At 65.5% G+C, this 26,041-nt stretch carries 25 protein-coding genes; 6 read left to right on the forward strand and 19 right to left on the reverse strand.

Translation table 11 applies throughout. The annotated features are described in order from the left end of the window. Window positions 1-136 precede the first annotated feature (136 nt). Complete coding sequence (locus F3N42_RS12310) at window positions 137-1,966, reverse strand: SLC13 family permease (RefSeq protein ID WP_224784906.1); 1,830 nt, start codon at window positions 1,964-1,966, stop codon at window positions 137-139. Window positions 1,967-1,969: 3 nt separating this feature from the next. Continuing rightward, window positions 1,970-3,937 carry a thioredoxin domain-containing protein gene (locus F3N42_RS12315; protein WP_191621394.1) on the reverse strand — a complete coding sequence of 656 codons (1,968 nt, stop codon included), beginning with the start codon at window positions 3,935-3,937 and terminating at the stop codon, window positions 1,970-1,972. 87 nt (window positions 3,938-4,024) lie between these two features. Between F3N42_RS12315 and lgt the strand changes: the two genes are divergently transcribed. Genes lgt through F3N42_RS12330 form a run of 3 tightly spaced genes read left to right on the forward strand, consistent with a single transcriptional unit; the run spans window position 4,025 to window position 6,242 of the window. After that, a complete protein-coding gene (gene lgt, locus F3N42_RS12320; protein ID WP_224784907.1) occupies window positions 4,025-4,891 on the forward strand; it encodes a prolipoprotein diacylglyceryl transferase in 867 nt (288 codons plus the stop codon). A 6-nt stretch (window positions 4,892-4,897) separates the two neighbouring features. Beyond that, a complete protein-coding gene (locus F3N42_RS12325; RefSeq protein ID WP_150864778.1) occupies window positions 4,898-5,731 on the forward strand; it encodes a thymidylate synthase in 834 nt (277 codons plus the stop codon). A 4-nt stretch (window positions 5,732-5,735) separates the two neighbouring features. Further along, entirely contained in the window at window positions 5,736-6,242 is a 507-nt protein-coding gene (locus F3N42_RS12330) for a dihydrofolate reductase (protein WP_224784908.1), read from the forward strand. Here the strand turns inward: F3N42_RS12330 and F3N42_RS12335 are convergent. The 8 genes from F3N42_RS12335 to msrB all read right to left on the reverse strand — a co-directional run bounded on the left by F3N42_RS12335 (window position 6,220) and on the right by msrB (window position 14,415). Further along, entirely contained in the window at window positions 6,220-7,038 is an 819-nt protein-coding gene (locus F3N42_RS12335) for a symmetrical bis(5'-nucleosyl)-tetraphosphatase (RefSeq protein WP_150864779.1), read from the reverse strand. The genes F3N42_RS12330 and F3N42_RS12335 overlap by 23 nt on opposite strands. 22 nt (window positions 7,039-7,060) lie before the next feature. After that, on the reverse strand, window positions 7,061-7,426 hold the full coding sequence (apaG, locus tag F3N42_RS12340; RefSeq protein WP_150864780.1) for a Co2+/Mg2+ efflux protein ApaG: 366 nt from the start codon (window positions 7,424-7,426) through the stop codon (window positions 7,061-7,063). Between the two features lie 76 nt (window positions 7,427-7,502). Beyond that, complete coding sequence (gene rsmA / locus F3N42_RS12345; RefSeq protein WP_150864781.1) at window positions 7,503-8,279, reverse strand: 16S rRNA (adenine(1518)-N(6)/adenine(1519)-N(6))-dimethyltransferase RsmA; 777 nt, start codon at window positions 8,277-8,279, stop codon at window positions 7,503-7,505. Continuing rightward, window positions 8,276-9,259 carry a 4-hydroxythreonine-4-phosphate dehydrogenase PdxA gene (pdxA, locus tag F3N42_RS12350; protein ID WP_150864782.1) on the reverse strand — a complete coding sequence of 328 codons (984 nt, stop codon included), beginning with the start codon at window positions 9,257-9,259 and terminating at the stop codon, window positions 8,276-8,278. Before pdxA ends, rsmA begins: the two co-directional genes overlap by 4 nt. Beyond that, entirely contained in the window at window positions 9,259-10,557 is a 1,299-nt protein-coding gene (locus F3N42_RS12355) for a peptidylprolyl isomerase (RefSeq protein WP_150864783.1), read from the reverse strand. The genes pdxA and F3N42_RS12355 overlap by 1 nt, the downstream gene beginning before the upstream one ends. 123 nt (window positions 10,558-10,680) lie before the next feature. After that, on the reverse strand, window positions 10,681-12,882 hold the full coding sequence (locus F3N42_RS12360) for an LPS-assembly protein LptD (RefSeq protein ID WP_191621395.1): 2,202 nt from the start codon (window positions 12,880-12,882) through the stop codon (window positions 10,681-10,683). A 67-nt stretch (window positions 12,883-12,949) separates the two neighbouring features. Continuing rightward, entirely contained in the window at window positions 12,950-14,005 is a 1,056-nt protein-coding gene (locus tag F3N42_RS12365) for an aminopeptidase (RefSeq protein ID WP_150864785.1), read from the reverse strand. Next, window positions 14,005-14,415 carry a peptide-methionine (R)-S-oxide reductase MsrB gene (gene msrB / locus F3N42_RS12370; protein WP_150864786.1) on the reverse strand — a complete coding sequence of 137 codons (411 nt, stop codon included), beginning with the start codon at window positions 14,413-14,415 and terminating at the stop codon, window positions 14,005-14,007. Before msrB ends, F3N42_RS12365 begins: the two co-directional genes overlap by 1 nt. A 62-nt stretch (window positions 14,416-14,477) precedes the next feature. Between msrB and F3N42_RS12375 the strand changes: the two genes are divergently transcribed. Together F3N42_RS12375 and F3N42_RS12380 are read left to right on the forward strand one after the other, a co-directional pair. Continuing rightward, window positions 14,478-14,903 (forward strand): VOC family protein, encoded by a 426-nt coding sequence (locus F3N42_RS12375; protein WP_150864787.1) that lies wholly within the window; start codon window positions 14,478-14,480, stop codon window positions 14,901-14,903. A 10-nt stretch (window positions 14,904-14,913) separates the two neighbouring features. After that, a complete protein-coding gene (locus tag F3N42_RS12380) occupies window positions 14,914-15,144 on the forward strand; it encodes a putative signal transducing protein (RefSeq protein WP_150864788.1) in 231 nt (76 codons plus the stop codon). Here F3N42_RS12380 and F3N42_RS12385 read toward each other — a convergent pair. The 7 genes from F3N42_RS12385 to F3N42_RS12410 form a co-directional block, all read right to left on the reverse strand. Further along, window positions 15,141-17,021: an MFS transporter gene (locus tag F3N42_RS12385; RefSeq protein ID WP_150864789.1), complete on the reverse strand. Its 1,881-nt coding sequence runs from the start codon at window positions 17,019-17,021 to the stop codon at window positions 15,141-15,143. The two genes, F3N42_RS12380 and F3N42_RS12385, sit on opposite strands and share 4 nt — an antisense overlap. A gap of 12 nt (window positions 17,022-17,033) precedes the next feature. After that, window positions 17,034-18,308 (reverse strand): NupC/NupG family nucleoside CNT transporter, encoded by a 1,275-nt coding sequence (locus F3N42_RS12390; RefSeq protein ID WP_150864790.1) that lies wholly within the window; start codon window positions 18,306-18,308, stop codon window positions 17,034-17,036. 127 nt (window positions 18,309-18,435) lie between these two features. Next, on the reverse strand, window positions 18,436-18,570 hold the full coding sequence (locus tag F3N42_RS15845; RefSeq protein ID WP_263595897.1) for a hypothetical protein: 135 nt from the start codon (window positions 18,568-18,570) through the stop codon (window positions 18,436-18,438). Window positions 18,571-18,676: 106 nt separating this feature from the next. Beyond that, a complete protein-coding gene (locus tag F3N42_RS12395) occupies window positions 18,677-20,017 on the reverse strand; it encodes an MATE family efflux transporter (protein WP_150864791.1) in 1,341 nt (446 codons plus the stop codon). A gap of 3 nt (window positions 20,018-20,020) precedes the next feature. Then, window positions 20,021-20,629, reverse strand: coding sequence for a mobile mystery protein B (locus tag F3N42_RS12400; RefSeq protein ID WP_150864792.1), 609 nt, complete (start codon window positions 20,627-20,629; stop codon window positions 20,021-20,023). Next, the gene (locus tag F3N42_RS12405; RefSeq protein WP_150864793.1) at window positions 20,626-21,090 is read right to left on the reverse strand and encodes a mobile mystery protein A; all 465 of its coding nucleotides are present in this window, start codon (window positions 21,088-21,090) and stop codon (window positions 20,626-20,628) included. Before F3N42_RS12405 ends, F3N42_RS12400 begins: the two co-directional genes overlap by 4 nt. 164 nt (window positions 21,091-21,254) lie before the next feature. Further along, window positions 21,255-22,847 carry a peptide chain release factor 3 gene (locus tag F3N42_RS12410; protein ID WP_150864794.1) on the reverse strand — a complete coding sequence of 531 codons (1,593 nt, stop codon included), beginning with the start codon at window positions 22,845-22,847 and terminating at the stop codon, window positions 21,255-21,257. A gap of 165 nt (window positions 22,848-23,012) precedes the next feature. Between F3N42_RS12410 and F3N42_RS12415 the strand changes: the two genes are divergently transcribed. Further along, entirely contained in the window at window positions 23,013-23,969 is a 957-nt protein-coding gene (locus F3N42_RS12415) for an alpha/beta hydrolase (RefSeq protein WP_224784909.1), read from the forward strand. Between the two features lies 1 nt (window position 23,970). Here the strand turns inward: F3N42_RS12415 and F3N42_RS12420 are convergent, their stop codons facing one another. Together F3N42_RS12420 and F3N42_RS12425 are read right to left on the reverse strand one after the other, a co-directional pair. After that, window positions 23,971-25,053, reverse strand: a complete 1,083-nt coding sequence (locus F3N42_RS12420) for an acyltransferase family protein (protein ID WP_150864795.1) — start codon at window positions 25,051-25,053, stop codon at window positions 23,971-23,973. A 12-nt stretch (window positions 25,054-25,065) separates the two neighbouring features. Further along, a complete protein-coding gene (locus F3N42_RS12425) occupies window positions 25,066-26,040 on the reverse strand; it encodes a M23 family metallopeptidase (protein WP_150864796.1) in 975 nt (324 codons plus the stop codon). Window position 26,041 lies beyond the last annotated feature (1 nt).

The following is a 26,041-nucleotide window of genomic DNA, read 5'->3' on the forward strand; positions in this document are numbered from 1 at the left end:
ACTCAAAATGAAACGGGCTCAGTGCTGTGCGTCAAACACCGGCTTCCACTCCCCCCGGTGGGATGCCGGACTCATTATATATATGGTGCCCAATATACATGAACGCACCGTAAATGCCATTACCCCGACCGGGGTTTCAGAGCCCGTAGGCCCAGATCAGCACCGCGCTCAGCGAGAACCAGAGCAGGATGGCCAGTGGCAGGCCGACACGGACGAAGTCGCCGAACTTGTAGCCGGCGGCATTCATGATCAGCAGGTTGGTCTGGTAAGCCATCGGCGTGACGAAGCTGAGGTTGGCGCCAAACAGCACGGCCAGCACGAACGGCTCCAGCGGCAGGCCCAGTCGCTGCGCGATACCGATGGCGATGGGCGTGCCGATGACGGCCGCGGCGTTGTTGGACACGACATTGGTCAGGACCGCCATCATCGCCATCAGGCTGGCCATGACCACCGCGGGTGAGGCGCCGAAGGTGATATAGACAAACAGGTTGGCGAGGAAGTCCGCGCCGCCGGTCATCAACAGCGCCGTACCCATGGCCAGGGAAGCGACGATGATGAAGATGACCTGGGTGCTGAGCGCGCCCATGGCGTCCTTCCACCCCAGGCAGCCGGTGATGATCAACAACAGGCAGCCGAGCAGGGCGCTGACTTCGATGGGCATGATATTCGCCGCCGCGGTGACGACCACGCCGATCATGATGGCCAGCGCGATGGGCGCCTTGCGGGTATGCGGCAATTCGACGCTGCCATCGAGGACCAGGAAGTCACGGCTGCTCTTGAGTTCGTTCAGGCGTTGCGGTGTGGCCTGCACCAGCAGTACATCGCCGGTACGCAGCGCGACGTCGTCCAGCCCCGGCGAGCCGCGCCCTTCCGAGCCTTCCATGCGGTTGAACGCCAGCAGCCGCAGGCCGTAGCGGGACATCAGCTGGGCCTTGCCGATCAGCACGTCCTTGAGCCGCGAGGCGGGCGTGATGGCCACCTCGGCGATGCGGCTGCCGCCGGTCGACAGCGGGTGCTCGGCGTCGACTTCCTGGTCACCGTCGAACAGGGTGCCGCCCAGCAGGCGCGCGAACTCGCGCAGGTTGCCCTGGGTGTCACTGGTGGTGATACGGTCGCCGGCGCGCAGTTCAACGTCCGGGAGCGGGGTGACGAAGACGCCGTTACCGCGCTCGATGGTGTCGACATTCATTGCGTCGCTGGTCTTCAGGATCGCGTCCGCGAGTCGCTGGCCGACCACCGGGCTTTCCTTGTTCAGGCGAATCTGTGCCGTGTACACGCGCGAGATGCCACGGTTGAGGGGCAGTTCGCGCTTGGGCAGCAACCGGGGCGCGACCTGCCACAGGTAGAAAATGGTCACCGCGCCACCCACCAGCACCGGCCCGGTGAAATCGAACATGTCGAATGGGTCCATGCCCATGTCGGCCGCGACGTTCACGACCAGCAGGTTGGTGGAGGTGCCGATGGTGGTGGCCATGCCGCCCAGGATGCTGGCAAAGCCCATCGGGATCAGCGTGCCGGCCGGCGAAGAACCGGTGCGGACGGCGACACCCACAAGGATCGGCAGCATCATCACGACGATGGGCGTGTTGTTGATGAAGGCGCTGAGTACCGCGGTGATCAGCAGCGTCAGCAGCAGGCAGAATGACGGGCCCCAGCGCCACACCCGGGCCAGGAAACGGCCCACGGGTTCCAGTGCGCCGGTCGCCACCAGGCCCTGGCCGACGATCATCAGCCCACAGACCGCCACCAACGCGCGGTTGCCAAAACCAAGGAAGAAGTCGCTGGCCACCACCGCGCCCTGCTCGCCCTCGTAGGGGAACAGCGTGAAACCCACCGTGAGCAGGACCAGCACCACCAGGCTGGTGGTTTCCAGCGGCACGTCCTCACGCGAAAACAGCACCAGCGCGACCACGATCATGACCATGACGGACAGGGCGTGCAGGTTGGGTAGTGCGAGTTCGACCAAGCGTCAGTCCCGGTTCTGGAGTTGTTCTTCGAGTTCGGCCGCCGTCGACACGGGTGGCAGGCAGTGATTGCCGATACACACGCTGGCCCTGGATGGGCCCGGCCCCGGGCGTGTGAAGCAGTGTACCGCATCGTGGCGCCGGGCCGTGACAACCATTGCGGCGGCGGCCGCGGTGCCGTCGTCCGTGACCGACACGATGGCCGGTGGGGCCATGGCATCGGCCAGCGCGGTGACGAAGCTGGCGTGCCCGAGCGCGTACTTGAGGATATCCGGGCGCGCCGCGCGCAACGCCAGGTCGGCCGCCGCCAGGTAGCGGGGTACGGCGGTTAACCAGCCCAGCAACTGCAGCGCCCGGGTGGCAATGGCCGCCGCCGACGGCGTGGCGTCGTCCTGCGTCACCTTGAGCCGTTGCATGGGCACATCGACGCGCTCGTCGGTGAGCCAGAAACCACCACCGTCGTTATCAAAAAAGCGGAGCAGCAGGGTGTCCGCCAGCCACTGGCAGAACACCAGGCGCTCGTCCGACCAGCGGCCCTCGAGCAGGGCCAGGCCGGCGTCCAGCGTGAAGGCGTAATCGTCCAGGGTGCCGGCGTTGTAGGCGGCGCCATTGGCATGTACGGCGTGCAGGGTCTCGCCGTCCCACATCTGCTCCTGGATGAAGGCGAACGCCCTGTCGGCCCGGTCCAGCCAGTCGGTCCGCCCGAGCGACACCGCCGCTCGGGCCAGGCCGGCGGCGGCAAGCGCGTTCCATGACGCCAGGCGCTTGTGGTCCGTGGCCGGCGCGACCCGCCGTGCGCGGGCCCTGCGCAGTCGCTTGATGGCGGCGTCGAGCTCGGGGCCATCGCCTTCCGGGCCGCCGCGCCGGGTCAGGTGCCAGGCGCGGCCCTCGAAGTTGGCCGGGCCGTCGAGCCCGAACACGGTTTCGGCCACCCGCCATTGCGCGTCATCAAGCTCGGCCCGGGCCGCGGCCGGGGTCCAGGTGTGGAAGCCGCCTTCCTCACCGTCCGCATCGGCGTCGATGCTGGCGGCGAAGCTGCCCGTGTCGTCGCTCATGTCGTCGCGCAGCCAGCTGACGATGCCTTCCGCACAGGTCTTCAGCCAGTCATCGTCGCCCCGCCGCGCGGCATCGGCATAGAGCGGCAGCAACTGGGCGTTGTCGTAGAGCATCTTCTCGAAATGCGGGATGGTCCAGTCATGGTCGACACAGTAGCGGTAGAAGCCGCCATCGAGCGGGTCCCTTAGCCCGCCACGGGCCATGGTGTCCAGAGTGAAGTGCTGGAATTCGGCCAGTTCCGGGCGCCCGGCCAGTCGTGCGAGCCTCGGCAGCATGGCCAGTTGCGGTGCCTGTGGAAACTTCGGCGCGCCGCCAAAGCCGCCGTGCTCGCGGTTGGCGCGTTGGGTCACATGCCCGGCCGCCGCTGTGATGAGCGCCGCGTCATCGACACCGTCTTCGGGTTCACGTTGCGTTTGCATCGCCTGCAGGCCGGCATCCAGCCGCTGGCCGATGCTGGCGACATCATCAGGCTTGCTGTCGTGCCAGGCGCGGGCGCGCCGCAGGACCTCCGTGAACGGTGGCATGCCATGGCGCGGTTCAGGCGGGAAATAGGTGCCGGCAAAAAACGGCGCCAGGCTGTCAGCCGCCAGGAACAAGGTCAGCGGCCAGCCGCCGCCCTGGCCGGTCAGCATCTGGTGTGAGAGCTGGTACAGGCGGTCCAGGTCAGGGCGCTCTTCGCGGTCGACCTTGATGTTGACGAACAGTTCGTTCATCACCGCGGCGGTGTCCGGGTCTTCGAAGGACTCGTGCGCCATGACATGGCACCAGTGACAGGCGCTGTAGCCCACCGACAGCAGGATCGGGCGTGATGATTCACGCGCGGCGGCGATGGCTTCATCGCACCACGGCCACCATGCCACCGGGTTGTCGGCATGCTGTCTCAGGTACAGGCTGGCGCTGTCTCGCAGTCGGTTCACGGCTCGTGATCGGGGTCGGCTTGTCACCGGTGAAGGGGTGACTTATCCTGCCGCCAGACCCATTGTAACCCTTTCGGAAACGCCTCCTTGGACGCTCCCGCCCATTTTCTCGTGCATTTTGACCCGGTCGCGTTCTCGCTCGGCCCGCTGTCGGTTCACTGGTACGGCATCACCTACCTGGCCGCGTTTGCCGCCTTTTGGCTGATCCAGTCCTGGCGCGCGAAGGCGCTGCCCTGGGCCGGCTGGGCCACCGAACAGGTCAGCGATTTCATGTTCTACGGCATGCTCGGCGTGATTGCCGGCGGGCGCCTGGGCTACGTGTTGTTTTACAGCATGGACAGCCTGGCCGGCGACCCGCTCTACCTGCTGCGCATCTGGGAAGGGGGCATGTCATTCCATGGCGGCATGCTGGGCGTGGTCGTCGCGTCTTTCGTGTTTGCGCGGCGCAACCGAAAAGGCTTCTGGGAGACCGCGGATTTCATCGTCCCTGTCGTGCCCCTGGGGTTGGCCTTCGGTCGCCTTGGAAACTTCATCGGTGGCGAGTTGTGGGGCCGGCTCAGTGACCTGCCCTGGGCGATGATTTTCCCGGCATCACTGCCCCCCGGTGCCGTCGAAGGTGGGCTTGAGACGGCCTGGCGCGCCGGCCTGCTGGATGCCTACGCGCGCCATCCCAGCCAGCTCTACCAGGCCGGGCTCGAGGGCCTGCTGCTGTTCATCATCCTGATGGTTTTTGCCTCGAAGCGGCGGCCGCCCGGTGCCGTGTCCGGCCTGTTCCTGGTCGGTTACGGGCTGTTTCGCGCCACCGCCGAATTCTTCCGCGAGCCCGACGCGCATATCGGCTACCTGGCGGGCGACTGGCTCACCATGGGCATGGTATTGTCGCTGCCAATGACGGCCGTTGGCCTGGCCTTCATGGTGATGGCCTTTCGGCGGCCTGGCACTCCTGGCGGATAGGAACTGATGCGCGAATACCTCGACCTGCTCACCGATATCCTGGAGAACGGCAGCGACAAGTCCGACCGTACCGGCACCGGCACGCGCAGCGTGTTCGGGCGGCAGATGCGGTTCGACCTGTCTGCCGGCTTTCCCCTGCTCACGACCAAAACGGTACACCTGCGTTCGATCATTCACGAGTTGCTGTGGTTCATTCGCGGTGACACCAACATCGCCTACCTGAATGAGCACGGCGTGACCATCTGGGATGAGTGGGCCGACGAGGACGGCGAACTGGGGCCGGTGTACGGCGCCCAGTGGCGGCGCTGGCCGACCCCTGATGGCGGCCATATCGACCAGCTGGCCGAACTGCTCGACAACCTGGAAAACCGCCCGGATTCCCGCCGCCACCTGTTGTCGGCCTGGAACCCGGCCGTGTTGCCGGATGAGCGTGTCAGCCCCAGTGACAACGCCAGCGCCGGACGACAGGCGCTGCCGCCGTGCCACACGATGTTCCAGTTCTATGTCGCCGATGGCCGCCTCAGCTGCCAGCTCTACCAGCGCAGCGCCGACGTGTTCCTGGGCGTGCCGTTCAATATCGCGTCCTATTCCCTGCTGACGCTGATGATGGCCCAGGTGCTGGAATTGCAGCCGGGTGACTTCGTTCACACCTTCGGCGATGTCCATATCTATGCCAACCACTTCAACCAGGTGCGTGAGCAGTTATCGCGCCAGCCGCGGTCGCTGCCGACCATGCGCCTGAATCCCGAGGTGCGCGAGCTGTGGGATTTCCGTTTCGAGGATTTCGAGCTGCGGGACTACGACCCGCACCCGGCGATCCGCGCGCCGATCGCGGTCTGAGCGCGTGACCGCGAGCCTGACCATCGTCGCCGCGATGGGGCGCCACCGGGGTATTGGCATCGAAGGCCGGTTGCCCTGGCACCTGCCGGCCGAGCTCCGGCATTTCAAACAGCTGACCATGGGCAAGCCCATCCTGATGGGCCGCAAGACCTTTGAGTCGATCGGCCGTCCCTTGCCCGGCCGCCAGAACCTGGTCGTGACGCGGAATGCCGACTGGCGGGCCGAGGGTTGCCAGGCGGCGGTGTCGCTGGCGGCGGCACTGGCCCTGGCCGAAAGTGATGAGGTCATGGTGATTGGCGGTGGAGAGTTGTACCGCCTGGCGTTGCCGGTGGCCTCGCGCATGGTGCTGACCATGGTCGATGCCGAGCCCGAGGTGGATACCTGGTTTCCGCAGTGGCCCCTGGACGAGTGGCGCCGGGTATCGGCCAAGCCTCATCCCGCAGATGCGGACAATCCGCTGGCCTTCCGTGTTGACGACTGGGCGCGGGTCAGGCCGGCGGCCGGGCCCTGACCTGGATCACGCGGTCGTCTTCCAGGCGGTAGGCGGTGAGCGAGCCGCCCCAGACACAGCCTGAATCCAGCGCCATGTAGCGCTTGCGCACCCGCAGGCCCAGCGCCGCCCAGTGGCCGAAGGCGATGCGCACGTCCCGGGTCTGCCGGTTCTTGTGTTTGAACCACGGTTTGTAACCTGATTTGCCACTGCCCGGTGGGCCCGAGGCGTTGAAGTCGGCGCGCCCGTTGGGCCGGCAGAACCGCAACTGGGTGAGGATCTTGGTGATCAGGCGCAGGCGTTTCCAGCCCCGCAGGCTATCATCCCAGCGACGCGGCCGGCTGCCGTACATCTTGCGCAGGAACTTGCGGCGCCGGTGCGAGCGCAGCACGCTGTGCACCTCGTCGGCGCGGGCCAGCGTGGTTGCCACGTCCCATTGCGGGATCACGCCGGCATGCATGCGCAGCAAACGGTGCTCCGGCGACCAGGCCACCAGCGGCTCGGCGGCCAGCCACTCGATCAGGGCTTCACGGTCACTGGCCACCAGGATACGGTCGAACTCGGCATTGCTGCAGCCGCCGCGTGGGAACTTCGATGCCGCGGCCAGCAGGTGCAGGTCATGATTGCCCAGCGTGACGCTGACGCGGTCGCGAATACCGTGCAGCAGGCGCAGGGTTTCCAGCGAGCGACCGCCGCGGTTGACCAGGTCGCCACAGGACCAGATGTAGTCTTCCGCCGGGTCGAAGTTGATGGCCTCCAGCAGGCGCTGAAGCGGCTCGTAACAACCCTGAATGTCCCCCACCAGGTAAGTGGCCATCGATCCCCCTTATCGCCCCGGTTCAGTGCAGCGCGTCGGGCGCGAGCAGGGCGAACTCCGGAATGTCGACCCGGAAGGCCTCGCCGGATTCGGTCTCGAACCCGTAGGAGCCCTTCATCGAGCCGGCGCGGGTGGGGATGAATGCGCCACTGGTGTAGGTGTAGCGCGCGCCCGGCGGCAGTTCCGGCGTCTCGCCCACCACGCCATCGCCCACCACTTCCTCCACGTGGCCGTTGCCATGGGTAATGATCCAGTGGCGGTTCAGCAAGGTAATGGCGACGTCACCTTCATTGGTGATGTGGATCGTGTAGGCAAAGGCGTACTGGTCCTCGTGCTCGCCCAGGTACTGGGGAACGGGAACAATCTTGACGGGGATGTCCGCGGGCATGTGGGGTTCCGTGCGAGCCTGGCCCCATGATAGCAGTCCCGATTACCGATACCAGCCCCGCCCGCTAGGTGGTGATTCAGCTGGTTTGCTCGACTACGTAGGCCGCGAGTGCGGCAAAGGCGTCCAGGGAGAGTGTTTCCGGGCGCGCCACCGGGTCGATGCCGGTCGCCTCGAAGGCGGCCGGGTCGACGTGGCCCTTCAGGCTGTTGCGCAGGGTTTTGCGGCGCATCGAAAAGGCCCGCAAGACCAGCTGGTCGAACGCGGCCTGGTGCACGGTCGGCACGCGGGGGCTGGGGCGTGGCTGCAGGCGCACGACGGCGGAATCCACGCGCGGGCGCGGATCGAAGGCCTCCGGCCCCACCTGGAACAGCGGCGTGACCTCGGCCAGGTTCTGGCAGGCCAGGCTGAGGCGGCCGTAGTCGCCGCCGCCCGGCGCGGCGGTCATGCGGTCGACCACCTCTTTCTGCAACATGAAATGCATATCCACCGGGGGCTCGTTCTGCTGCAGCACGTGGAACAGCAGCGGTGTGGAAATGTTGTAGGGCAGATTGCCCACCAGGCGCCAGCGGCGGCCGGAGGACAGCGCGCTGAAATCGACCTTCAGGGCGTCTTCGCAGACCACCTCCAGGTGTGGCCGGCGCTGTTGCAGCGAAGCGGCCAGGTCGCGGTCGATCTCCACAACTGCCAGGTCGGCACCCGCGGCGATCAACGGGCCGGTAATGGCCTGGCGGCCCGGACCGATCTCGACAATGCGCTCGCCCGGCTGCGGAGCGATCGAGGCGACAATCCGGTCGATAACCGTGCTGTCGACCAGGAAGTTCTGGCCGAAGCGTTTGCGGGCGCGATGGTTCACTGGCTGGCCGCCCGGGTCATGCGCGCGGCGATCTCGACGGCGTGTCCAAGGCTGGAGGCGTCGGCAATGCCCCGGCCGGCGATGTCGATGGCGGTGCCGTGGTCCACGGACACGCGCGTGAACGGCAACCCCAGCGTGATGTTCACGGCGCGCCCGAAACCGGCGTGCTTGAGGACCGGCAGGCCCTGGTCGTGGTACATGGCCAGCACGGCGTCACAGCCCTCCAGCGCAGTGGGCGTGAACGCGGTGTCCGCCGGCACCGGGCCCAACAGGTCCAGCCCGTCGCGGCGGCATGCCTCGATGACCGGCGCGATGATGTCGTCGTCCTCGTGGCCCAGGTGGCCACCTTCGCCGGCGTGCGGGTTCAGGCCCAGCACCTGCAGGCGGGGTTTGGCGATACCGAACTGCCGCTGCAGGGCGTCGGCGGTGATGCGGATGGCGCTGTCGACGGCCTCTGTGGTGATGGCATCCGGCACCTGGCGCAAGGGCAGGTGGGTGGTTACCAGCGCGACCCTGAGCGAATCGGTGGCCAGCATCATGATCACTCGGTCGACTTCGGCGAGGTCGGCGAGAAATTCCGTGTGGCCGCTGAAGTGATGGCCGGCGTCGTTGATCACGCCCTTGTGGACCGGGCCGGTCACCAGTGCCGCGGCATGGCCGTCGCGAACCAGGTGTACAGCCTGGCGCAGTGTGTCGAGCACATAGTCGGCGTTGGCCGGATCCAGATGGCCAGGCCGGGCCGGTGCGCGTAGCGGGACGGGGTAACAGGCCAGTTGTCCCGCCCGGGGTTCGAGGCCGGGGGACCATTCCACCATGTCGATGTCCAGGCCCAGCATCGTGGCCGCGGACGCCAGCACCGCCGGGTCGCAGACGGCCAGCAAGGGCGCGGTGGCGCCGCTATCGGCCAGGCGGACCAGGCACTCAGGCCCGACACCCGCGGGCTCGCCGGGCGTGACCGCAAGCCAGGCCGGGGCGGTCATCAGCCGGGCAGGCGGATGTCGACGTAGGCTTCTTCGCGCATCTGCCGGATGAAATCCTCGATTTCCGAGTCCGCGCGGCGTTGCATGATGGTCTGGCGCGCCATGTTGCGGAGCGCCTGGTCGGTGACGTCGGTTTCGCGGTAGCCGGTGCGCTGGACGATGTGCCAGCCCTCGGCGGTCTGGAACGGCTCGCTGACCTCGCCATCCTCCAGTCCCTCGAGCATGGCCGCGAATCGGTCGCCAAACTGCTGCGGGATGATCCAGCCCATGTCGCCACCGATGTTGGCGCTGGTGGTGTCATCGGAGAACTCGCGGGCGAGCTCGGCAAAGTCTTCACCGTCGTCGATGCGCGTGCGGATGGTGCGGATCTCCTCCATCGCGGCGCGCGGCGTGACCAGTTCATTAGGCGTGATCTGAATGTGATTGGCGCGATACTCCTCGGCCATGACCCGCTGGCGCTCACGTCGGTCGCTCACCAGGATGATGTGCAGTCCGGCGGCGCTGCGAACCGGCTCGGAGTACTGGCCGGCCTGGAGGTCGCGAACAGCCTCGGCGAACTCGCGGGGCATGCTGCTCAGGTCGCGCCAGCCGATGTGACCGCCTTCCAGGGCGTCGCTGCTCTGGGAGTAGCTGATGGCGGCCTGTTCGAAGCCCATGCCGCCATCAAGGTCAGCATGGATCTGGTCTGCGCGGGCTTCGGCTTCGGCCACGGCCTGCGGGGTCGAGCCATCCGGGATGCGCACCAGGATCTGTGACAGGTCGAACTCGCCGCCGCTGAAGTCCTCGGAGGCCAGCAGGATGTCGATCTCGGTATCGCTGACCGGGTCCATGCTGCTGACGATACGCTGGCGCAGACGTTCGGCGACGATCTCTTCGCCGATGTTGCGGCGGAAGTCGTCGAAGTCCTCGCCCTCGGAGGAGATGACCTGGCGCAGCTGGTCCAGCGAAATGCCGTTTTGCTGGGCCACGTTCATCAGCGCCTGGTCGATGTCCGCGTCACTGACGCGAATACCGGTTTGCTGGGCGCGCTGTACCTGCAGTTTGCGGACAATCAGGCGTTCGAGCACCTGCTTTTCCAGCAGGTCCTGCGGCGGCATGCCGCCGCCCTGGGCGCGGATGCGGTCGACGATGCCATCGATGGCCACATCGAGCTCACTGCGCAGGATCACGTCTTCTTCCACCAGCGCGACGATGCTGTCGATCGGCTGGGCTGCCTGGGCCTGGGCCAGCGCCGGCAGAAGCGCGGTCGCGGCAAGCGCGAGGGCCATCAGGCGAGAAACGAATCGGGGTGTTTGCATCGAAAATTACTCCTGCCGGGGCGCATCCTGGCGCGCCGCACCGGCATCAGGTCTTGCTTTTCAGAGGACGGCTATTCTAAACCAAACCGCCACGGGTGCGAGGGGTTGCGACGGCCCCGGGGCTCACGGCGCCGGCGTGTAGAACAACGGCGGTTCGCGGCGGCCGAAGCTGCCCAGCCCCTTCAGGCGCAGTTCCAGGTAGATGGCATCGCGCTCGCCGCCCTCGCGGTCCTTCAGGTAGCGCCGCGCGACCACCCGCAGGGCCCAGCAGCAACTCTCGTACTCGGCACCGACCAGGCCTTCCAGCAGCTCGTCGTCCTGGACCGACCAGTTCACCCGCGAGAACAGGCGCCAGCTCTCGTTGATGGGCCAGTAGTAGCGCACATCGAACTGGTCCAGGCGATCGCGCCGGTAGCGGTATTCGACCGCCATCCGGTGGCCGTTGCGGGTGGTGTGATCCAAGCCGGCCACGCCCACGTCAAGCTGGTTGGCTTCCCAGTCCCACTGCAGGCCCAGCCGGGCGGTGAAGCGATCCATCGGGTGCCAGTTGAACTCGCCGATAAACGGTGACTTTTCCAGCCGCTCCATGGTTTCGTCCGGCAGCCGGACCAGCGGGTTGTCCAGGTAAATGATCTGCCCCAGGCTCAGGCTCCAGGCGTCATTGCCGCGGTTGGCGTCAATCGAGCGCGTACTCAGCGCCAGCGTGACCTGGTTGGCGTCGCTCTGGCGGTCTGCGCCGGTGTAGCGGTTGTAATGGAACAGCTGGGCGAAACCGAAGGTGAACTCGTTGGTATCGAAATCGGGCAGCTCGTCCTGGTTCTCGTAGGGCACGTACAGGTAGTAGATACGCGGCTCAAGTGTCTGGGTGTTGCCGCTGGCCAGTTCGCGTTCCAGGTACAGCCCGCTGTCCAGGCTGAGGATGGAGGTGCCGCGGTCAGGGGACTCGTCGCCCGGCTCGCCCTGCAGGTCGAGTTCATAGGTGGTGTAACGGTAGCCGGCATTGGCGCGCAGGAAACCCCAGTAGCGGTCCAGGTTCCAGGACAGGTCGGGGTAGACGTCCAGGCGGGCGCCGGTGACGCCGGTGTCGCGGTCGAAGTACACGAGCTCGGAATCCAGCCGTGCCTGGAAGCCGCTCCGGCCCAGCGGTGCGTCGAACATAAAGGCGGCGCGCGGCAGGCGGCGGTAAGGCTCCTGTCCGGGTGAGACCGAGTCATCAATCACCTGGAAGCCGTCGGCCAGTAACGAGAAGATCCAGTAGCGGCCGGCGCCGTCGATGCTGGCCTGGCTGCGCAGGTACTGGCGTGAAGTTTGTGCCAGGTCGCCGCCGAAATCCTGGAAGTAGGCATCGTCGCTGACCCGCTCCAGGCGCATGCGGCCACGCCAGGCGGGCGAGAACGCAGCACTGGCCCGGGCCAGGTAGTGCCAGCGGTCCTCGCCGGTCTTGTCGTCGTCGAACAGGTAGCTGCCGTCGAAGACGCTGCTGGTGCGTTGGGTCAGCAGCCGGTATTCGCCGGTGCCCATGAAGCCTCGGTCGGTGTACAGCCGGGGCGTGAAGGTCAGGTCCTGGTTGGGCGCGATGTTCCAGTAGTACGGCACGCTGACTTCCAGGCCGTTGTCGTTGGCGGTGCTCAGCGAGGGGTACAGGAAGCCGCTCTTGCGCCGGTCGTCGATTGGGAAGGTCATCCAGGGCACATACATCACCGGGATGCTGCCCAGCTCCAGCTTGGCGCCGCGGGCCACGCCCACACCCTCGTCATGGCGCAGCTCCAGTGACTTCGCGGACAGCCGCCACTCGGGGTCGTCACCCGGGCAGGTGGTAAACCAGATCCGCCGCAGGTCGGTGCGGTTGCCGCCGCTGACGTGCGCACTGTCCGCGCCGCCATGCGCGCTGGAGCCGACGAAGCCATAGTCGACGTCGTAGAAATCACCGGATTGCTCATTGAAGCCGTACAGGCCGTTCGAGGCCGACAGGCGCACCTGGGAATCCTCATAGCTCAGCGGCGTGGGCAGCCCGAGTACCCGGCTGACCGGGTCGAAGCGCGCGGCCTCGGTGGACAGGTGCTGGTCGGCGCGGAACAGTTCGACATTGCCGCTGGCGGTACCCGGCTGGCCCTTGCTGGCTTCGAAGCGTTGGGCGTAGATGTTCACCGGCGCGCTTTCGCGGTCCGGAACCGTGCCGACCACGGGCGCCAGTGCCGGCTGCGGGCAGGCCAGTGCCGCCGGCGTTTCCGCCGTTTGCGCCCATGCCGTGGGCGATAGCAGCGCGATCATCATGCTCGCGCGGGACGGCCAGCGGGACCGTTTTCGGTTTGCCAGGGAGTTCACGCAGTCACCTGCCGGGAAAATCGGCGTAACGGTGTCACAAACCGGACACCGGCGCAACGGCGCGAGGTCATGGACACGGTGTTTCCAGCCAGCGCGCCCGGGTGTCGGCATCGCGCCCGGCGATTGATGCGGCGGCCTGGTGGAACCGTTCAAAGTCGCCGTCGCTGTTCTCGAACAGCTGTTCAAACGCGCAGTGCCCGCCCTGGTACTGGCTCACCAGGGCCATGCCGGCATTGTTGGCGCCGGCGTCGAAGAACCAGCGCCAGGGGTCGCTGCCCTGCCACTCATCATTGCGCAGGCGGTCGTAGTCCCGGCGCAACGCCCCGAACAGTTCGGCCTTGGCCGCCAGCCGTTCGCCCTCCGGGCGGGTCGTAGCGTACAGGTTCGCCAGTTGCCCACGATACCGGTCCACCAGCTGGCGCCACTGCGCGCTCATGGCCTTGCGCCGCTGCCACGCGGCAACCTGCTCGCCCCGGCCCGTGTCCTGCAGCCAGCGGCTGACACCTGCCGATTCGACAAAGCTGGCATAGGACTCGCTGAACGCCGTATCGCCCGCGACATAGAGCCGGCGATGTGCAAGCTCATGAACCAGTGTGCCCGCCAGGTAGGGGTCCGGCGCGTCCAGCCAGGTGTCCAGCAGCGGGTCGTCGAACCAGCCTAGCGTGGAGTAGGCGGACGCCGGCGACACGATGACGTCATCACCGCGTTGCCGCAGGCGCGCGGCGAAGGCTTCGGCATCGTCGGGATCGTAATAGCCGCGGTAGGGCACACAGCCGGCAACGATGAAGCACCATTCGCGCGGCACCAGCGACAGCGGTGGTGCGGCGACGACATTCCAGACCACGGCATCGTGGCCAGTGACGACCACCTGTGAATAGGCGTCGTCCGCGGGCAGTGCGAGTTGCCGCTCCGCGTAGGACAGCACGTCGCGGGCGACCAGGATGCGTTCGGCCAGCGGGTCCCCCGGCCCAGCCTGCGCCAGGTAGCCGTCGACGTCCTGGCGGTCATTCATCAGCGAAAGGTGGCCACCGACGGCCTGGGCGTAGTACCCGGGGCCGGCACAGGCCGACGCCAGCAGCGCACACAGGCCCAGGACCATGGCCCTCGGGAAGGTGCCTGTCATCAGGCCGAGTCGGTATCCGCCGGCACGAAGTCGAGCGAGGCCGAGTTGATGCAGTAGCGCAGGCCCGTGGGCGGCGGCCCGTCCGGGAACACGTGCCCCAAGTGCGCGTCGCAGCGCGGGCAGACCAGTTCGGTGCGGATCATGCCGTGGCTCAGGTCGCGTTTCTGGACGATGCCGGCGGCTTCGAGTTCGCCGTGAAAGCTGGGCCAGCCACAGCCGGAGTGGAACTTGCTGTCAGCGCCGAACAGCGCGTGCCGGCAGCAGACGCAGTGATAGGTGCCGTCCTCGAAGTGGTCACAGTACTCGCCCGTGAACGGGCGCTCGGTACCGGCCTGGCGGGTGACGCGGTACTGTTCGGGGTCCAGGGCCTGTCGCCATTCTTCGTCCGTCTTGTCAACGCGGTCATTCATCGTGGGCACCTCCGGGATGGATGGAATTATACCGTGCGCAATGTCTGCGCTATGCTTCGACCATGACGACACTGAGTCCGTTTCACCTGGCCATCCCGGTCAATGACCTGGCCGCCGCGCGACGCTTCTACGGCGAGCTGCTGGGGTGCCCGGAAGGCCGTTCTTCCGGCCACTGGGTCGACTTCGATTTTCGTGGCCACCAGCTGGTCTGCCACCTGGACGAGGCCGCAGCCGGCGGGCCGTTGCGCAACCCGGTCGATGGTGACCAGGTGCCGGTGCCGCATTTTGGCCTGGTGTTGTCGATGACGGAGTGGCAGGCGCTGGCCGACCGGCTGGAAGCGGCCGGTACGCGCTTCGAAATCCCGCCGCGCATCCGTTTCCAGGGCCAGGTGGGTGAGCAGGGTACGTTCTTTGTCTTTGATCCGGCCGGCAACGCGCTGGAGTTCAAGGCCTTTGCCGACCCCGAACGGCTGTTCGCCAGCGACTGAGGCCGGCGGCATGATCAAGGTTTTCGAAACACTGGATATTCTCGAGGCCGGCCGCATCCGCAGCCTGCTTGAGGCCCATGATATTGATGTGTTCATGAAGAACGAGTTTGCCGGTGGCGCGCTGGGCGACCTGCCGTTCCTGGAAGTCGCGCCGCAGCTGTTCGTGGTCAATGACGATGATGCCCCGGCGGCGCGAAGGCTGATCCGCGAGGACGGCAGCGAGGTGGCCGAAGCCCGCTAGCGGTCGTCGCCGCGCAACGCGCGAATCGCGGCTTCAAGGCGCTCTGTGGTGAGTTCCGCCGCCGGGATCGGTTCGCCAACCCTCAGTTCGATCCGCCCGAACAACTTGTATGGCCGGCGCTTCCAGAACGAGTCGCGGCGGCTGAACAGCGACCCCCACAGGTGGCACAGCGCCATCGGTACCACGGGCACCGGGTTCTGCTCGACGATTTTCGCCACGCCGCCCTTGAAGGGCTGGATCTCGCCATCGCGGGTGATGCCGCCCTCGGGGAAAATGCCCACCGGCGCGCCGGCGGCCAGCTCCGCATCGATCTTTTCATAGGCCGCCGCCAGGATGTCGGCATCCTCGCTGGCCGATGCAATCGGGATCGCCTTGCCGGCGCGGAACAGCCAGCGCATCACCGGGATGTCGTAGAGCTTGTACCACATGACGAATCGCGTCGGCCGCGGCGACATGCCCATGATAATGACCGGGTCTACGTAGCTGACATGGTTGCAGGCCAGGATCACCGCGCCTTTTTCCGGGATGTTCTCCAGGCCCGTCACTTTCACCCGGTAGATGGTGTGGATGAGCAGCCAGGCCACGAACCGCAGCAGGAATTCCGGCACGATGGTGAAGATGTACAGCGCGACCACGGCGTTGAGGATGGCCGTGGCCAGGAACAGCTGCGGAATCGTAAAGCCGGCGGCGCCCAGCATGATGATGGCAAACACCGCGGCCACGACCATGAACAGCGCGTTGAGAATGTTGTTGCCGGCGATGACGCGGGAGCGGTGCGACGCCGCCGAGCGGGCCTGCACCAGGGCGTACAGCGGCACGATGTAGAAGCCGCCAAAACCGCCGATCATCAGCAGGTCAAAAACGATACGCCAGCTGCCGGCCTGGGCAAAAAACGTCGCCGGTTCCAGGCCCACGGCCGGACTCAACGGGCTGGCGAAATACAGGTCGATGCCGAACAGGGTCAGGCCGATAGTGCCCAGCGGCACCAGGCCAATCTCGACCCGGTGGTTGGACAGTTTCTCGCAGGCCAGTGAGCCGACGCTGATGCCGACGATAAACACACCCAGCAGCATGGACATCAGCCGTTCGTCGCCACCCAGCACATTGATCGTGTAGCTGGGCACCTGCACCAGGATGGTGGCGCCGAAGAACCAGAACCAGGAGATGCCCAGCACGCCGTGCAGCACGGTGCGGTCGGCGCCAATGAATTTCAGGTTGCGGATGCTCTCGCTGAAGATGTTCCAGTTGATCTTCAGGCCCGGGTCGACGGCCGCCGCGCGGGGGACATACAGGCTGGCGAGCCAGCCGCAGACCGCCACGGCCAGCGCTGCCACCGCGACCCACATGGGCCAGGCCGTATCGACGCCGGCGAGCAGTGGCCCGGCGATGGTGCCGCCCAGGATGGCGACGAAGGTACCCATTTCCACCAGCGCATTGCCGCCGACCAGCTCCCTGGGCGCCAGCACCTGCGGCAGGATGCCGTACTTGATGGGCCCGAAAATGGTCGACTGGAAACCCAGCCCGAACAGCACCAGCAACAGCAGCGGCAGGTTGCCCAGCCACAGCCCCAGTGCCGCCAGGCCCATCAGGCCCACTTCGAACAGCTTGATGCGGCGAATCTGCGCTGACTTTTCGAACTTGTCGGCGAACTGGCCGAACAGGGCCGAGAACAGGAAGAACGGCAGGATAAACAGCAGCGCGCTCAGGTTGACCAGCTGATCGGTATTCAGGCCGCCCATCTGGCTGGCTTCGAAAACCAGCAGTGCGGCCAGCGCGTTCTTGAAGATGTTGTCATTCAGCGCGCCCAGCGCCTGGGTCACGAAGAACGGCCCGAAGCGGCGCTCGGTGAACAGCCGGAACTGTGAGCGGCCGGACATGCGGGGTCGCCGTCAGCCGGCCAGCTGCGTCAGCACGCCGGCGATGGTGGCCGTCATCATTGTCGCCAGGGTGCCGCCGAACACGGCGCGCAGGCCCAGCCGGGCGATATCGCCGCGGCGCTCGGGTGCGAGCCCGCCGATGCCGCCGATCTGGATCGCGATCGAAGAGAAATTGGCGAAACCACACAGCGCATAGGTGGAGATCAGCACCGCCTGTGGCGACAGGGTGTCTTTCAGCTCGTTCAGGGACAGGTAGGCGACGAACTCGTTGGTGATGACCTTCTCGCCAATCAGCCCGCCCACGGCCACGGCGTCCTGCCAGGGCACACCGATCACCCAGGCCAGCGGTGACAGCAGGTAGCCCAGGATCAGTGACAGCCCCAGCGGCTGGCCCAGCAGTTCTTCAAGGCCGGTGACCTGGCCCAGCCAGCCCAGCGGCCAGTCCAGCAACGCGATCAGGGCAATGAACGCCAGCAGCATGGCGCCGACATTCAGCGCCAGACGCATGCCGTCTGAAGCGCCATTGGCGGCCGCCTCAATGACGTTGCCGGCGGTCTTCTCGACATGCAGCTTGACGGTGCCTTTTGTCAGCGACTCATCGGTTTCCGGTCGCAGGATCTTGGCGATGACAATGGTCGCGGGCGCGGCCATGACGCTGGCCGCCAGCAGGTGGCGGGCGTAGAACAGCTGCATCTCGGGGTCGGGGCCGCCCAGCATGGCGATATACGCGGCCAGCACGGCGCCGGCGATGGTCGCCATGCCACCGATCATCATCGTCAGCAGCTCGGACTCGGTCATGCGGGCGATGTAGGGCCGCACCACCAGCGGCGCCTCAGTCTGGCCGACGAACACGTTGGCGGCGACGGACAGCGACTCTGAACCGCTCACATTCAGCAGTTTCTGCATCACCCAGGCCATACCCTGCACGACCTTCTGCATGATGCCCAGGTGATACAGCACACCCATCAGCGCGGCGAAAAAGATGATCGTCGGCAGCACCTGGAAGGCAAAGATGAACCCGAAGGACTCGACATTGGTCAGGTCACCAAAGATGAACGAGGCGCCGGTCATGGCAAAGCCGATGACCTTGACGAACAGTCCGGAGAGCAGGTTGAAGAATTCGCGGCCGCCGGGTACCAGGATCACCAGGATGGCGAAGAGCAGTTGCAGGCCCACGCCGGTGACGACCAGTTTCCAGTTCACCGCGGAACGGTTCATGGACGCGAGCCAGGCCAGCCCAAGGAGGACGAGCAGGCCGAAGATTCCGAATGCGATGCTGCCGATCATGCTCCGCTCCCGGAGTTGTTGTTATCGGCTTGGGAATGTATCGGGTTGAAGGCGGCGCCGCAAATGCGGCTACCGCCACCCGTCAAGACGGATATCCGTATCCGCCGGTAAACCGGTATGAAACCCTTCAGTCAACCAGGCCCGCGAACGCCATCGAGGAGAGATTGCTACCGAAATCAGCGCGCGCATCGACCGCCAGCAAGGTGAGCACCAACAAGGTGAACACGATGAATAGAATGGTTTTCCGGGCTTCAGTCTTCACAATGGACCTCCTTGTCGTTGTGGCCCCTTTGGCCGCGGGAAGCGGCCTCTATAACGGTATAACGCAGGAAGGAACTACTTCGTATCATCGGTGACGCGTGACGCGGTCAGATCTCGATACCGGACCAGCTGCGCGAGCGCCATTGATGAACGCAGTGGATGGCCTGGCCAACCCGGTAGAACGTGTTGACGATCCACACACCCAGCAGGCCATAGCCCAGGGTGGGGCCGATGATGAAGGCCGCGGGCAGGAACAGCGCCCATTGCCAGAACACGCTGATCCACATGGCCCGGCGGGTGTCGCCGGCGCCGATCAGCGCGTTCATCAGCACCATGCCGGCGGTGTCGAAGCCGATCATCAGTGCCCACAGCACCATCGGCAGGTAGGCCAGTTCCAGCGTGTCAGGGTTGTGGATGAACACGCCCAGCAGCGGTCGTGCCAGCGGTATCAGCAGCAGCGTCAGCACCAGGCCGTAGATGAAGGTCAGCAGCGCACAGTTCCAGCCCCACTGCAGGGCGTCGTCCTCGTCTTTTCTGCCCAGCGCGTTGCCTACCAGCGTCGTGCAGGCGAGCGCGACGCCCATCGCGGGCAGCAGCGCGGTGATATGGAAGGTCATCAGGATGTTCACCGCCGCAACCTCGGCGGTGCCGATGCGACCGACGATCCACACCAGCGTCACCAGGCCCGCGGAGAAGAAAAGTTGCTGGATGCTGGCCGGCAGCGACAGCTTCAGCTGTTGCCAGAGCATGGTGCGGGTGGGGCGACGATGCAGGAAACCCTTGTCCCGGGCACGGCGCCAGGCGAAGAAAAAGTACAACGCGGTACCGATGTACAGTGAAATGGTGGTCGCCAGGCCGGCGCCGTAGACACCCAGTTCGGGTGCGCCCAGATTGCCGAAAATCAGCACCCAGTTCAGGAAGATGTTGATGCTGTGCATGATCAACAACGTCTGCAGGTAGACGCCGGTCATGTGAATGGCGCTCCAGTAACCGCGGAACGAGAAATTCATGCCGATGGCGACCATCGCCAGCAGCCGTACCTGCAGGTATGGCGTTCCGAGCGCCTGCACCTCCGGGTCGTCGGTCAGCCAGGTAAAGGCAGCGGGGGCCAGTGCGTAGAGCAGCGCGCAGGCGGGGACGCCCATCAACAGCGCCAGCGCCAGGCCGCCATTCAGCGGCACCGCGGTTTCCTCGTCGCGTCCTTCTCCCAGCCGTCGCGAGGCCAGCGCCTGTACGCCGGCCGACAGGCCGATGATGAACGAGATGGCCAGGTAGTTGGTAAAACTGCCGATACCAGTCGCGGCCAGCGCGGCGTCACCGAGGCGGCCGACCATGCCGATGTCAACCAGGTTGAGAATGTTCTGGCTCATCATGCCGCCCATGATGGGCAGCGCGATCAGCCAGATGGAACGTCGGCGATCAGCGGTTGGAAAGGCCACCTTCAGCATCGGTCAGGGCTCCTTTGCATTCTCGTTTGCATGGACGAATGTCAGCAACGGGGCGTAGTCCCCGCCATCGGCGGCTCGCAGGGCTGCAATATAGTTTTTTCGGCGTACGTTGTCGGCCTGGAGATCGAACCCACTCGCCCATTCGATGGCGGGATGCCGATAGGCGTCTTCAAGCAAAATGTCGGCGGCAATGCGCGCGTGACGACCATTGCCATTCGCAAAGGGGTGAATCAGCACCATGCGGTGATGGAATCGCGCGGCGGCTTCCAACGGCTCGTAAACACCGTTCACTGACCAGAACTTCGCATCATCGAGCAGTAACCTGAGTTGGACTGGGATCTGGGTGGGTTCGACGCCGATGTTCTTCTCCGTCAGTCGGTATTGGCCCGCCCATGCCCAGACATCACCAAACAGGCGCCGGTGCAGCGTGCGGATAAAGGCCTCGTCAAAAATGCTGCCGCCACGACGGCGGGTGATCCAGCCCAGCCCCTGTTCGATATTGGCCTGTTCAAGTTCGTCCAGTTCAGCGCGTGTCGTGATGTGGGCGAACCTGAGCCCCTCCTTTTCATCCGGATCCAGTGGCGTGGCGCCCTCAGGCTCCGGAAACGTCACTGATCATTCCAGAAATCCGCCGGCATGTCCCGAGCGAGTTCTTCGGCGAGATCTTCTATGCGCTGCCGGGCCTGCTCATCCGGCAAGGATTGCTGCTCCAGGGCCATGTGGGCGTTGGTCCGGCGAACGCGCCCGCTGGCTTTGCGACGCGCCTGGTGTTCGACCATGTCCGCGATACTGGTTTCCGGAACAATGGCATAGACCAGCCGTCCGCCCATCGCGTCGGCGAGTTTGCGCAACTGGTTGATCGTGATGGCGCCTTCGCGCTCGTTGCGCTCCGCCTGGTAGACGGCGCCGCGACTCACCCCCAGTCGCCCGGCCAGGGTGTTGACGGGCATGCGCAACGCCTTGCGAAGCGTGGCCAGCCAGCCCTCGGGCGGGGTTCGCACGTTTCCGACTTGTCGCGCGGCTTCATCAAGCAGGCGCACGGTCTGTTTCCTGGCGGTATCCCTGACACTCATTGGTGGCCACCTCGGGGTCAAAAGCACGTTGTGTATCAAATAATATACATTAAAGGTTTGTATGTAAAATTATTGATATACATTAGCGCATAAAATGTATATCATCTAATATACATCACGTGCCGGTAAAATGAGCGCTGTGCCGTGCCCCGGGCAGCTTGCGCTCAGGCGAACTGCACCGTTTCCCGCGTCGGCGAGAACGTGATGTCCGGCCAGCGCTCGGTGGTCAGTTGCAGGTTGACCCGGGTCGGTGCCAGGTAGACCAGCTGCTCGGCGGCGTCCAGCGCCAGGTTATTGCTGAGCTGGTTGGTGAAATCACGCAGCATCTTTTCGTCCTTGCAGCGAACCCAACGGGCCGTTTGAACGTTCACGGCCTCGAAAGTTGCGTCGACGTTGTACTCATGTTTCAGGCGGTAGGCCACCACGTCGAACTGCAGCATGCCCACCGCGCCCAGCACCAGGTCGTTGCCCAGCATCGGCCGGAAGAACTGCGTCGCGCCTTCCTCGGACAGCTGCTGCAGGCCCTTCTGCAGCGCCTTCAGCTTCAGCGGGTCGCGCAGGCGCGCCACGCGGAACAGTTCCGGGGCGAAATTGGGGATGCCGGTGAACTGCAGCGACTCGCCCTCGGTAAAGCTGTCGCCGATGGCGATGGTGCCGTGGTTGTGCAGGCCGATGATGTCACCCGGCCACGCCTCTTCCACGCTGTCGCGGTCCTGCGCCAGGAAGGTCAGCGCGTTGGCGATGCGGATGTCTTTTCCTAAGCGCACGTGGTGCATCTTCATGCCCTGCTCAAAACGCCCCGAACAGACCCGCATGAAGGCCACGCGGTCGCGGTGGGCCGGGTCCATGTTCGCCTGGATCTTGAACACGAAACCGGTGAGCTTGCTCTCGTCGCAGGCGACCTCGCGGGTGGTGGTCGCGTGGGCGCGCGGTGCCGGTGCGTGCTTGACGAAGGCGTCCAGCAGCGGCGTGACACCGAAATTGTTGATCGCGGAGCCGAAAAACACCGGCGTCTGCTTGCCGGCCAGGTAGGCTTCGGCATCGAACTCGTGGCTGGCGCCGCGTACCAGTTCGATCTCGTCGCGGAATTCCGCGACGTCGCCGCCCAGGCGCTCATCCAGCAGCGGATTGTCCAGCCCCTCGATGATCTCGGCGTCCTGGGTCACGTAATTCTTGCCGGGCTCATACAGGTGCACGGCGTCGTCGAGCAGGTGATAGACGCCGCGCAGGCGCTTACCCATACCGATAGGCCAGGTCACAGGCGCACACTCGATGCCCAGCACCTCTTCCACTTCGTCCAGCAGCTCGATGGGCTCGCGGCCTTCGCGGTCGAGCTTGTTGATGAACGTGAAGATGGGCGTCTGGCGCATTCGGCAGACGTCCATCAGCTTGATGGTGCGCTCCTCCACGCCCTTGGCGCAGTCGATGACCATCAACGCCGAATCCACCGCGGTCAGCGTGCGGTAGGTGTCTTCGGAGAAGTCGGCATGGCCCGGGGTATCGAGCAGGTTAACGACGCGGTCGCGGTAATGGAACTGCATGACCGAGCTGGTCACGGAGATGCCGCGCTCCTGCTCCATCTTCATCCAGTCAGATGTCGCATGCCGCTCGGTCTTGCGCGACTTGACCGCGCCCGCCTGCTTGATGGCACCACCGAACAGCAACAGCTTTTCGGTAATGGTCGTCTTGCCAGCGTCGGGATGCGAAATGATCGCAAAGGTACGACGGCGCTCGAGTTGTTTCTGGACCTGTGACATGGGGCGGAAAACCGTCGGAAAAACGGCGCATTTTAGCAGATGCGCGGGCCGGGTCTTGGTGCGCTGCAGATGTCGCCCCGTCCGCTCTGAACGCGGTCGGACGGCCTTTCGGTCAATAGTGTTAAGTTAGGAAAAATAATCAAGCCAAAAAACTGGAGCCGAAACATGAGAATGTACAAAATCGCTCGCCAGGCCGCGTTGCACGTTCTTGCCGCCGCCGCGCTCTTCACCGCTGTCCCGGGCCTGGCCCAGGACGGCACGATCTATCCCCTGGACGCTCCGGCAGAGCCCAACGCCATTCCGCTGGGCACCGGTGGCGTTGAGGACCAGCCCGCGAGTGAGACCTGGTTCCGCCAGTGGGGCGATCCGATGGCGCGGAATATCACCACCGCGACCCTCACGCCGTTCCTGCCGGAGCCGGAAAAGGCGAATGGCGCCGCAGTCATCGTCGCGCCAGGTGGCGGCTTCCGGTGGCTGTCGCTGGGCAACGAGGGTTGGGAGGTGGCCGAGGCGCTAGCGGACCGCGGCATTGCCGCCTTCGTGCTCAAGTACCGGCTCCAGCCCACGCCGGAATCACTGGACGGCTTCCGGGAGTCGATGAACCGGATGTTCGCGGAGGTGGACGAGTCGTCCGACGATTCGCAGGATATGGAGCCGCCGCGCCGGCCGCGCTGGGATCTTTCCAACCAGCTTGAGGATGCCGAGGCGGCTTACGCCATGATCCTGGAGCGGGCTTCGGAGTGGGGTGTCGACACCAGCAGGCTGGGCATGATCGGCTTTTCAGCAGGTGCCGGGTTGACGATGCACAGTACGCTTCATTCCGAAACGATGGACCTGGCGTTTATCGGGCCGATCTACGGTGGCATGGGAGCGGTGGAAGTGCCTGAAAACGCACCGCCGATGTTCAACGTCATCGCCAGCGATGATTTTCTCTTCGGGGGCCAGTTCGGTGTGGTCGAGTCGTGGTTCAACGCCGGTGTGCCGGTTGAATTCCACCTGTACCAGAACGGTGGACACGGGTTTGGCCTCGGCAACCCGGATCGCACCAGCAACCGCTGGTTTGATGCCTTCATTTACTGGCTGGACGTGAACGGCTTCCTGGAAGCCAGCCCTGAAGCCTGAATCAGACCCGCAACGCGCCCCGGAACAACTTGTGTAGTGGGCGTTCCAGGCGCTGGTAGTAGCGCACACATGCCCACAGGATGATGATGGCCAGGGCGATGAAGGCGAGCTGGGCGAGCCAGGCGGGCCGGCCACCGAGCCAGGTGTTCAGGCCGGCGCCGCGTGTGGCCTCCAGGACCAGGGTGTGGCTGAGGTAAATGGCGTAGGAGGCGCCGCCGGTGGCCAGGCTGAAGCGGGCCGGTGCCGAAATGCCGGCCTGGTCGAGGCGGACCAGGCCGGCAACGATCAGGATCCCGGCGGTGCCGAACACGGCGACACGCCAGAACACGAAATAGCCCTGGCCGATGCGGCCGTCAAACACTTCGGCGTTGATCCAGCCGCCGGCGCTGTAAGCGGCGACACCCACTGCCAGTAGCCCCCAGCCGAACAGTGCCGATCCACCAGGCCGTCGCAGCACGTGGGCGAGCACCGCGCCGGCCAGGAACTCGACCAGGTAGGGGCTGAAACCATACGCGGTGGCCAGCGACATTCGCACGATGTTTTCCGGCGACCAGGCCTGGGCGACGAACTGGTTGTACAGGGCCAGGCCCAGCACCAGGGCAAACGCCATGATGATCAACGCCGGTCGCCGCCGGCCGCCCACCGCGATGGCCAGCGTAAACGCGGTGTAGAAAATCATCTCGAAAACCAGCGTCCAGGCCACCGGGATCAGCATTTTCGGCATGGAAATGGGCCACAGGACCAGTGAGCCCGGCAGGTCCACGCGCGTCAGCCGTGCAGGGTCGGTCACCGCGAAGACCAGCAGGGCCAGCAGGCAGAAGGGCCAGTAACCGGAGTAGATCCGGGCCACGCGGCGGCGGGCGAAGCGCCAGGCATCCGCGGGCCCCGCCTCGTTCTTCGTGGTCCAGGCCATGATGAAACCCGAAATCACGAAGAACAGGTCGACGCCGGCGAAGCCGGCCCGTTCACCAAAGCCGAACAGCCAGCCCAACTCGTGCCCCGTGGCACGCACGTGCGCGGCCTCGTGAAACAGCACGACCAGCATCGCGGCCGCAAAGCGCAGGAACTGGATGTTGACCAGCATGCTGTCGGGCGCCTAGTGCGAAGCCGGTGAAGCGGCAGGGTTGGGAGGCCCCGCGAGGACGCCTTCCAGCAGCTGTGGCCGGTCCGGGTCCATCAGGCCGCCGGTGGGCAGGCGAAAGCGGAACGGCAGCGATTCCAGCGCCATGCCGACATTCAGTTGCACGACGAAATGAAGGTGCGGTCCGGATGAATATCCGCTGTTGCCGGAGTTGGCGATCCAGAACCCGGTGGGCACCCGCATGCCCGGCGCCACCCTGACGCTGTTCGCCTGCAGGTGGGCATAGACGGCCATGCTGCCATCGTCGTGCAGGATGCGGACGTGGTTGGCGCGGGTGAGGTACTTCGCTTCCTGGCGGCCCTCGCCGTGGTAGTTCTCTTCGACATCCATGATCACGCCGGCTCGGGCGGCCAGGATGGGCGTGCCCAACGGCATGGCGATGTCGACGGCGTACTGGCTGGCACCGTCCTTGTGGGTGGCGTCGTCATCCAGGCCCTGGGAGATGGGGTAGGCCTCGCCGCGCGCGAATGGCGGGTAGTAATCCAGGTCGTCGGGCAGGTCGGTCTTCGGCGGTCCGGGCATGGCCCGATAGGACAGCCGGTAGCTGAAGCCCTGGGCTGGGTCCGCGGCCCGCAGCCTGACCAACGGTTGCTCAGCCTGCCCGGGCAGTACGAAGCTGGCCGGCAACGGCGGGTCGGCGATGATGTTGCTGGCCTCGGCCAGGCTCAGCTCGACCTCGGCGTCACCACCATAGCGGTTGAAGAAGTAGTGCTCCGGCTCGTGCCGGTGGCCGGCCCGCCGGGCGGTGATCATCTGGCGCGGCTCGCCCTGGGTGACGAAGGTGTCGAAGGCCTGGCCGTTGTCGGATGGCGGCTTGTCACTGAAGTGCCACAGGCCATCCTCGTCCTGCCACTTGTACATGTCGCCGGCCAGTGCCGCGCCGGCGAACAGCAGCGCGGCCCACGTGCCGATGCGCGCCCCGTGAATCAAC

Source organism: Marinihelvus fidelis, assembly GCF_008725655.1.
Classification (GTDB): Bacteria; Pseudomonadota; Gammaproteobacteria; order Xanthomonadales; family SZUA-36; genus Marinihelvus; species Marinihelvus fidelis.

What these genes read in the sequence shown, in the direction of transcription:
- F3N42_RS12325 (WP_150864778.1), top strand. Translation starts at nt 4,898, where the DNA reads ATGCGCGAATACCTCGACCTGCTCACCGATATCCTGGAGAACGGCAGC.
- F3N42_RS12335 (WP_150864779.1), bottom strand. Translation starts at nt 7,038, where the DNA reads ATGGCCACTTACCTGGTGGGGGACATTCAGGGTTGTTACGAGCCGCTT.
- apaG (WP_150864780.1), bottom strand. Translation starts at nt 7,426, where the DNA reads ATGCCCGCGGACATCCCCGTCAAGATTGTTCCCGTTCCCCAGTACCTG.
- pdxA (WP_150864782.1), bottom strand. Translation starts at nt 9,259, where the DNA reads ATGACCGCCCCGGCCTGGCTTGCGGTCACGCCCGGCGAGCCCGCGGGT.
- F3N42_RS12355 (WP_150864783.1), bottom strand. Translation starts at nt 10,557, where the DNA reads ATGCAAACACCCCGATTCGTTTCTCGCCTGATGGCCCTCGCGCTTGCC.
- F3N42_RS12365 (WP_150864785.1), bottom strand. Translation starts at nt 14,005, where the DNA reads ATGACAGGCACCTTCCCGAGGGCCATGGTCCTGGGCCTGTGTGCGCTG.
- msrB (WP_150864786.1), bottom strand. Translation starts at nt 14,415, where the DNA reads ATGAATGACCGCGTTGACAAGACGGACGAAGAATGGCGACAGGCCCTG.
- F3N42_RS12375 (WP_150864787.1), top strand. Translation starts at nt 14,478, where the DNA reads ATGACGACACTGAGTCCGTTTCACCTGGCCATCCCGGTCAATGACCTG.
- F3N42_RS12380 (WP_150864788.1), top strand. Translation starts at nt 14,914, where the DNA reads ATGATCAAGGTTTTCGAAACACTGGATATTCTCGAGGCCGGCCGCATC.
- F3N42_RS12385 (WP_150864789.1), bottom strand. Translation starts at nt 17,021, where the DNA reads ATGTCCGGCCGCTCACAGTTCCGGCTGTTCACCGAGCGCCGCTTCGGG.
- F3N42_RS12390 (WP_150864790.1), bottom strand. Translation starts at nt 18,308, where the DNA reads ATGATCGGCAGCATCGCATTCGGAATCTTCGGCCTGCTCGTCCTCCTT.
- F3N42_RS12395 (WP_150864791.1), bottom strand. Translation starts at nt 20,017, where the DNA reads ATGCTGAAGGTGGCCTTTCCAACCGCTGATCGCCGACGTTCCATCTGG.
- F3N42_RS12405 (WP_150864793.1), bottom strand. Translation starts at nt 21,090, where the DNA reads ATGAGTGTCAGGGATACCGCCAGGAAACAGACCGTGCGCCTGCTTGAT.
- F3N42_RS12410 (WP_150864794.1), bottom strand. Translation starts at nt 22,847, where the DNA reads ATGTCACAGGTCCAGAAACAACTCGAGCGCCGTCGTACCTTTGCGATC.
- F3N42_RS12415 (WP_224784909.1), top strand. Translation starts at nt 23,013, where the DNA reads ATGAGAATGTACAAAATCGCTCGCCAGGCCGCGTTGCACGTTCTTGCC.
- F3N42_RS12420 (WP_150864795.1), bottom strand. Translation starts at nt 25,053, where the DNA reads ATGCTGGTCAACATCCAGTTCCTGCGCTTTGCGGCCGCGATGCTGGTC.